At 40.3% G+C, this 5,541-nt stretch carries 6 protein-coding genes and 1 pseudogene; all 7 read right to left on the reverse strand.

The window, feature by feature from the left end:
• Positions 1-243: hypothetical protein (locus tag IBX40_10660; protein MBE0524779.1), on the reverse strand; the 243-nt coding region annotated here is incomplete at its 3' end.
• 765 nt (positions 244-1,008) lie between these two features.
• Entirely contained in the window at positions 1,009-2,025 is a 1,017-nt protein-coding gene (locus IBX40_10665; protein MBE0524780.1) for a hypothetical protein, read from the reverse strand.
• Positions 2,009-2,242: a hypothetical protein gene (locus IBX40_10670; protein ID MBE0524781.1), complete on the reverse strand. Its 234-nt coding sequence runs from the start codon at positions 2,240-2,242 to the stop codon at positions 2,009-2,011. Before IBX40_10670 ends, IBX40_10665 begins: the two co-directional genes overlap by 17 nt.
• Positions 2,243-2,436: 194 nt before the next feature.
• Entirely contained in the window at positions 2,437-4,170 is a 1,734-nt protein-coding gene (gene ade / locus IBX40_10675) for an adenine deaminase (GenBank protein ID MBE0524782.1), read from the reverse strand.
• 55 nt (positions 4,171-4,225) lie between these two features.
• Positions 4,226-4,510 (reverse strand): hypothetical protein, encoded by a 285-nt coding sequence (locus tag IBX40_10680; protein MBE0524783.1) that lies wholly within the window; start codon positions 4,508-4,510, stop codon positions 4,226-4,228.
• On the reverse strand, positions 4,507-5,076 hold the full coding sequence (locus IBX40_10685) for a GMP synthase subunit A (GenBank protein MBE0524784.1): 570 nt from the start codon (positions 5,074-5,076) through the stop codon (positions 4,507-4,509). Before IBX40_10685 ends, IBX40_10680 begins: the two co-directional genes overlap by 4 nt.
• Positions 5,077-5,154: 78 nt before the next feature.
• Positions 5,155-5,412 (reverse strand): annotated as a pseudogene (locus IBX40_10690) (ferredoxin).
• Positions 5,413-5,541: the final 129 nt, after the last annotated feature.

Below are 5,541 nucleotides of genomic sequence, written 5' to 3' on the forward strand. Positions count from 1 at the left end.
TATATGACTAATGTTACGCAGCTCAAATTCCAGCTTACTGCCCCCATGTGGTCCTTCTTCAATGAACAGCCAGACAATAGAAGCACTCACAAAGCCAGAAGCGTGGAAAAATGAAGTAGCAACCGTCAATTGGGAATAGCAGTCAGGTTGAAGAGGTACGGCAGTCCTGAACCAACTGTCAGAGCAGCACGTGGAGATCAACTTCATACCTGTTGGATAGACTATGTGAATCCCCTGTGGCAAATAGGTTGTACAGCAGCAGCTAAATAATTTATCTCTAATAGACCTGCAGTTATTTTACCTCATAGATAGATACACCCTCTGATTCGTATATCAGTTCATAGAATTGATGGTATCTGCTGAACTTTTGCAATCCATTGGGAGAATACTTTTTTCGTTCAATTTCACCGATGTAGATATATTCCACAGCATATGTATCCCAAGTTTGACACTTTGATTTATTGCCTAATGTAACATTCATTTTTCTGGACTATAATCTGTTTTTTTCATGCTTTTTCTCCCATAGTATTTGACAGATATCTTACGCTTTCATGAATGCGATTTTTATGTTTGTTAACTCATTTTTAGACCTATAATTTGACAGTTAAAACAGGTATAATCAAGAAATAAATTTTATTTCCATACACATTGAAACTCTACCTATTGCTAAGTGATCAGCCTGACAAAATCACCTGAAAATCCATTAACGAATTTGACAGTTGAGGCGTATTTGCTGAAAAATGGCGAAAAAAATTCGTTTTATCTGAATTTTGGCATTAAAATACGTGATTCTTGGTAAAAATAGGGAGTTTTTTAGGTTTTATAACTTGATTTTTTTAAACTGTCAAATTGTTTTTCCTGACAAAATAGAAGACATTTTCATTAAAAATTAATGGAATCTGTCAAACTTGGGATGCCAATGTTTTTTCATTATCCTCAGAATTATAGATCAGGTCCGTATCATCAATTCTTTTATGATCTTCAACAAATTTCCCTCTCCACATGAGTTCATGACTTGTCCAGCCAATTATTGTGGACAAACCGGTCAGCGATGAAATCCGGGACCCCCATATATTTACCAAAAGTAAATTTTTTCCCTGATGGCCTCCCAAATAAGAAATATAACGAATTGGCCGCAGCAATACCCAGAAAAATCCATATCTCAAGGGTGATTTTCATGATCGTATTCATGCGGTGATACGGGTGACCATACGAATCATTTATGTAAAACAGATCACAGAAGAGCGCAAGAAACGCCCCGGTCACTGTCAGTAATAAAATAAATGTCAACTGGTCAGGTATTTTCCCCCTATTTTTCCACAAATAATTACCCGATATCAGAATAATAGGAAATAGAAGGACAAAAATCTGAAAGCCTGATATCACTGCCAGGATAAAGGAAATTATGACCGTTCGAATCATGAATTTCAGATCGTTTCGGGACAGCCACCACATAAGAATGCTCAGAACAAATATAAACAAGGCAAATATCTCTAAAAAGTCCACCAACTGGGTCTTACCGCCCAGTATACCGATACCATGAAAGCCCCTGCTTGAGCTGAACAGGAGGTATGGGGAATACAGTACAATGCTGAAGAGAACAATTGTTATCCAATTATAAATACCTCTCAAGATGGGAGCAGAAATAATATCATTCTTATCAATTCCACCTTCCTGGAACGCCACCAGCACGATGGCCGCTCCTGTAAAGATCACAAAACTGGGATCGTTCCAGGTATTGATCAGGAGAAAGAACCCCGGAAAAATACCTGGTATCAATAAATCCATAAATCTGATGACCCTATCATCCTTATCGTGATCTGTTTTTTTGAAAACAGTACCGTAGATGTACGAGAGAAAAGCCACCTGGAACGGAATGGAAATCATGTGACCGTGAAGATCACCCTGGAGAAACACGAATGCAGGATAGAAGATCAAGGAATAGGGAATGATCCTGTTTATTTCATAAAAGGGATAATGTACGAACCATTCGAAGATATTTTGCTCATCAACGATCCAATTCATTTTTCAGTATCATATGCCTATTTTCCCTGAACAGTTCTACAAGACCGACTTTTTTTTTACGAGCGAGCAGAGCCATTATCAATAGCAGGACAAGTAAGGAAAATACTACATTGAACCATCCGAATTTCATTACATGAAGTGAGGTAAACAGCCAGGTAATAAAGGTCAGGAATACGATACCCAGGATTTTGGAAAAGGAATAGCCTTTATCCTTCAAGTTCCCACAGGTAAGGTAAATTATCGGAAAAGTGATGAATCCAATTATTTCTATGATTATAAACCAGGAAACAGGACATCCAGATGTGCAAGTGAATTTTTAGTCCAAAGTACGAAAGTAAGTATGATATCCTAAGAAGAATCACTCACTGAAGTATCAGCTTAATTCCAGTAAATTATTAGAATCATATCTTATTAATCTGCCACAACACTGATCAACTCAAATCTTTTTACATCAAATAATCCCATATCAGTCAGCCTTATCTCAGGTATTACGGGAAGCGTAATAAAAGAATGTGTAATAAACGGGGCCGAGAGAGTACATCTCATCTCCTTGATCTTTTCATGCAACCTCTCCAAGTTCTTATCCACCTCTTCTACGGTTCGGGTACTTAACAGACCCGCAAAGGGTAAAGGCAGACTATCAAGCACCTGCCCGTCCTCCACTAAGACAATGCCGCCTTTTATCTCACTGATAACATTAGCGCAAAGAGCCATATCTCTGTGATTAGTTCCTGTCACTATCACATTATGGCTGTCATGTCCTATACTCTGGCCAAAAGCCCCTGATTTCAAGTTAAAACCACTGGAAAAACCAAGCCCGATATTTCCGTTCTTACCATGACGCTCGACCACAGCTGTACTCAGAATATCTGCCTCAATATCAAGCATCAGCACACCTGTCCCATCAGTGCTGAGTTCTGTCCTCACCATCTCAGTAAATATCCTGTCAGGAAATACCTTGATAACATTTACAGAGATGGTTTTGTCCGGATAGTCCGTTATTTGCAGGTCTTCGGGTTTGATATTCCTGTACTTTACGGTATCGTAAACATAATCCGGGTATGTGAAAGTGGATACAAATGCCTCAACAGGAGTACCTCCGGCAAACACCGAATTAATAGTAAAATCTTTAAGATCATCCAGAACCACAAGGTCAGCTCTTTTCCCTATACTAATTGAACCCACAAGCTGGTCAACCCTGTAATGCCTGGCTGTGTTTATGGTACACATAGATATTGCATCGAGGGGGTCAAGGCCCAGCCGGACAGCCTTTCTCACAAGAACATCCATATACCCTTTAATCAGGTCTTCTGGATGCTTATCATCAGTAACAAAAAACACGTTCTGAAGCGACACACCATCTGCTATTAATCTGGGCAGGAAATCTTCCATGGATTTGGCTGCCGACCCTTCCCTTATCATCAGTTTCATACCAAGCCGCAGTTTCTCCAAACCCTCTTCATATGTGAGGGATTCATGATCGCTGGATGGCCCTGCACACATATACCCCCACAGATCATGGCCGGTAAGTCCGGGACTGTGCCCGTCCACTACCAGTTTACGTCCGAGTGCAGCTTCGATCATGTTGATCTTGTCGGTATCTCCACCCAGGACATCCGGGTAATCCATCATCTCTCCCAGCCCCACCACAAAATCCTTATCCATCAGCGCTTCTATATTGACTTCATTAATAGTCGCTCCCGAGGTCTCAAACGCGGTAGCAGGCACACAGGAAGATACAGTAACAAATACATTCAGGGGCAGGGTACTTGCTTCCTCAAGTACCAGTTCAATGCCAGGTCTGCCCAGTACATTGGCGATCTCATGGGGATCAATGACGATACCGGTGGTACCATGTTCCAGAGCTTTTCTGGCAAATTGACTTAAAGTCACCATACTGGATTCAAAATGAACATGCCCATCCATGAGACCAGGAGAGACAAAACGGTTTTTGACATTAATGATTCTGGTGTGCGTGTCCTTCAGATCTGAAACGTCCCCAATGCCTGTTATATATTCAGATTTTATAGCAATATCAGCATTCAGGATCTCCTTTGTATTTACATTTACAATCCTGCAGTGTTCCAGCACAGTATCTGCTTTGATCTCGCCCTCCCCGGCAAAGATCTTCTCCCTTAGATACATTAATTGAAGATTGGATTGAACAGGCAAAAATCTATCTTTTTTTTAAGTGTTGAGCTCAATCAAAACATTCGATCGAAAACAGATCATAATCAATGAACTGCACTCTCCAGTCTCTAGGTAAATACATCCTCTCCCCATCGAGGTTGGCTGCCAGTTTATCAAGTCCTGATATATCTGCCTGACCACGGAACCTGAGTATTACAATTCCGGCAGGTTCCTTTAAATCGTCAATAAATATATTCACACCATCCACAGACAGGTTATATACCTCTTTAAGAAATAGGTGGGTTTCTTTTCCGGTCTTGAATTTATAACCTGTATCCATTACCAGGTCCATCATTTCTGCTTACACACCTCAAAAAAGTTCAGCAGTAATTCGTTCCCTTTTTCAGTATGGCTTACTTCAGGATGCCACTGTACGCCGAACAATGGTTTTGTCTTATGTCTTATGGCCTCGATCTCACATACATTGCTGCGGGCCAGGCGTGTGAAATCCTGAGGGAGGTCTGTTACCTCATCAGCATGGGATGCCCAGACTCTGGTGGTGGGTCTCAACCCTTTTAATATTTCATCTTCGTCTAATATTTCCACTTCTACTGCCGCATAGCCTCCCTTCATACCGGTGGCGATATCCCCACCAAATGCTGCAGCTATTAACTGCTGGCCAAGACAGATCCCAAGTATGGGCAGATCAAGTTCCTTCACCATCTCATCGGCCCGGCCGATGCGTTCCATGGCAGGTCCGCCGCTTAATATCAGACCGTCGGGTTCCTTGGCAAGGATGTCTTCATTACTCAAGGTATTGGCAATAATACCGGTCTCCACATCCAGGTCGCGCACTGCCCTGTGGATGAGGTGGCAGAACTGGCCGTAATTGTTAACAACTAGGATTTTAAGATCGCTCATGATTGAAACATAGTTAGCAAGAAGAATTATAAATCTATCTTCTTTTTGACTTTACAAAATATTTAGGTGTTATCAGCTCTAATAGATAGATATAAAATATTTTTGTCTGGCAATATCATCTGATGTTGCATATGGATGGGAGTATCTTCCGTTTTTTTCAGTAAATGATTTGATTTGAGCAGATTGCATAGGACAATAATTGATACATGCGTAGCAATTAAAACATTTAACATTATTTTGCCATACCGGTTTTTTATTTATCAATTTTATCTTTTTGGATAAACAAACTTTTTCACATATTCCGCATCCTGTACATTTTGAATCTGCATAATAATGAGTTTCAAGACCTATAAAATCAAGTCTATTATGAACAACATATTCCAAATTTTTTATTTCTTCTTTTGTTGGAACGTAACTATTCAGCCCATCTTTAATTTCAGTCAACTCATCAGTTCCGATATTAAA

Source organism: Methanosarcinales archaeon, assembly GCA_014859725.1.
Classification (GTDB): Archaea; Halobacteriota; Methanosarcinia; order Methanosarcinales; family Methanocomedenaceae; genus Kmv04.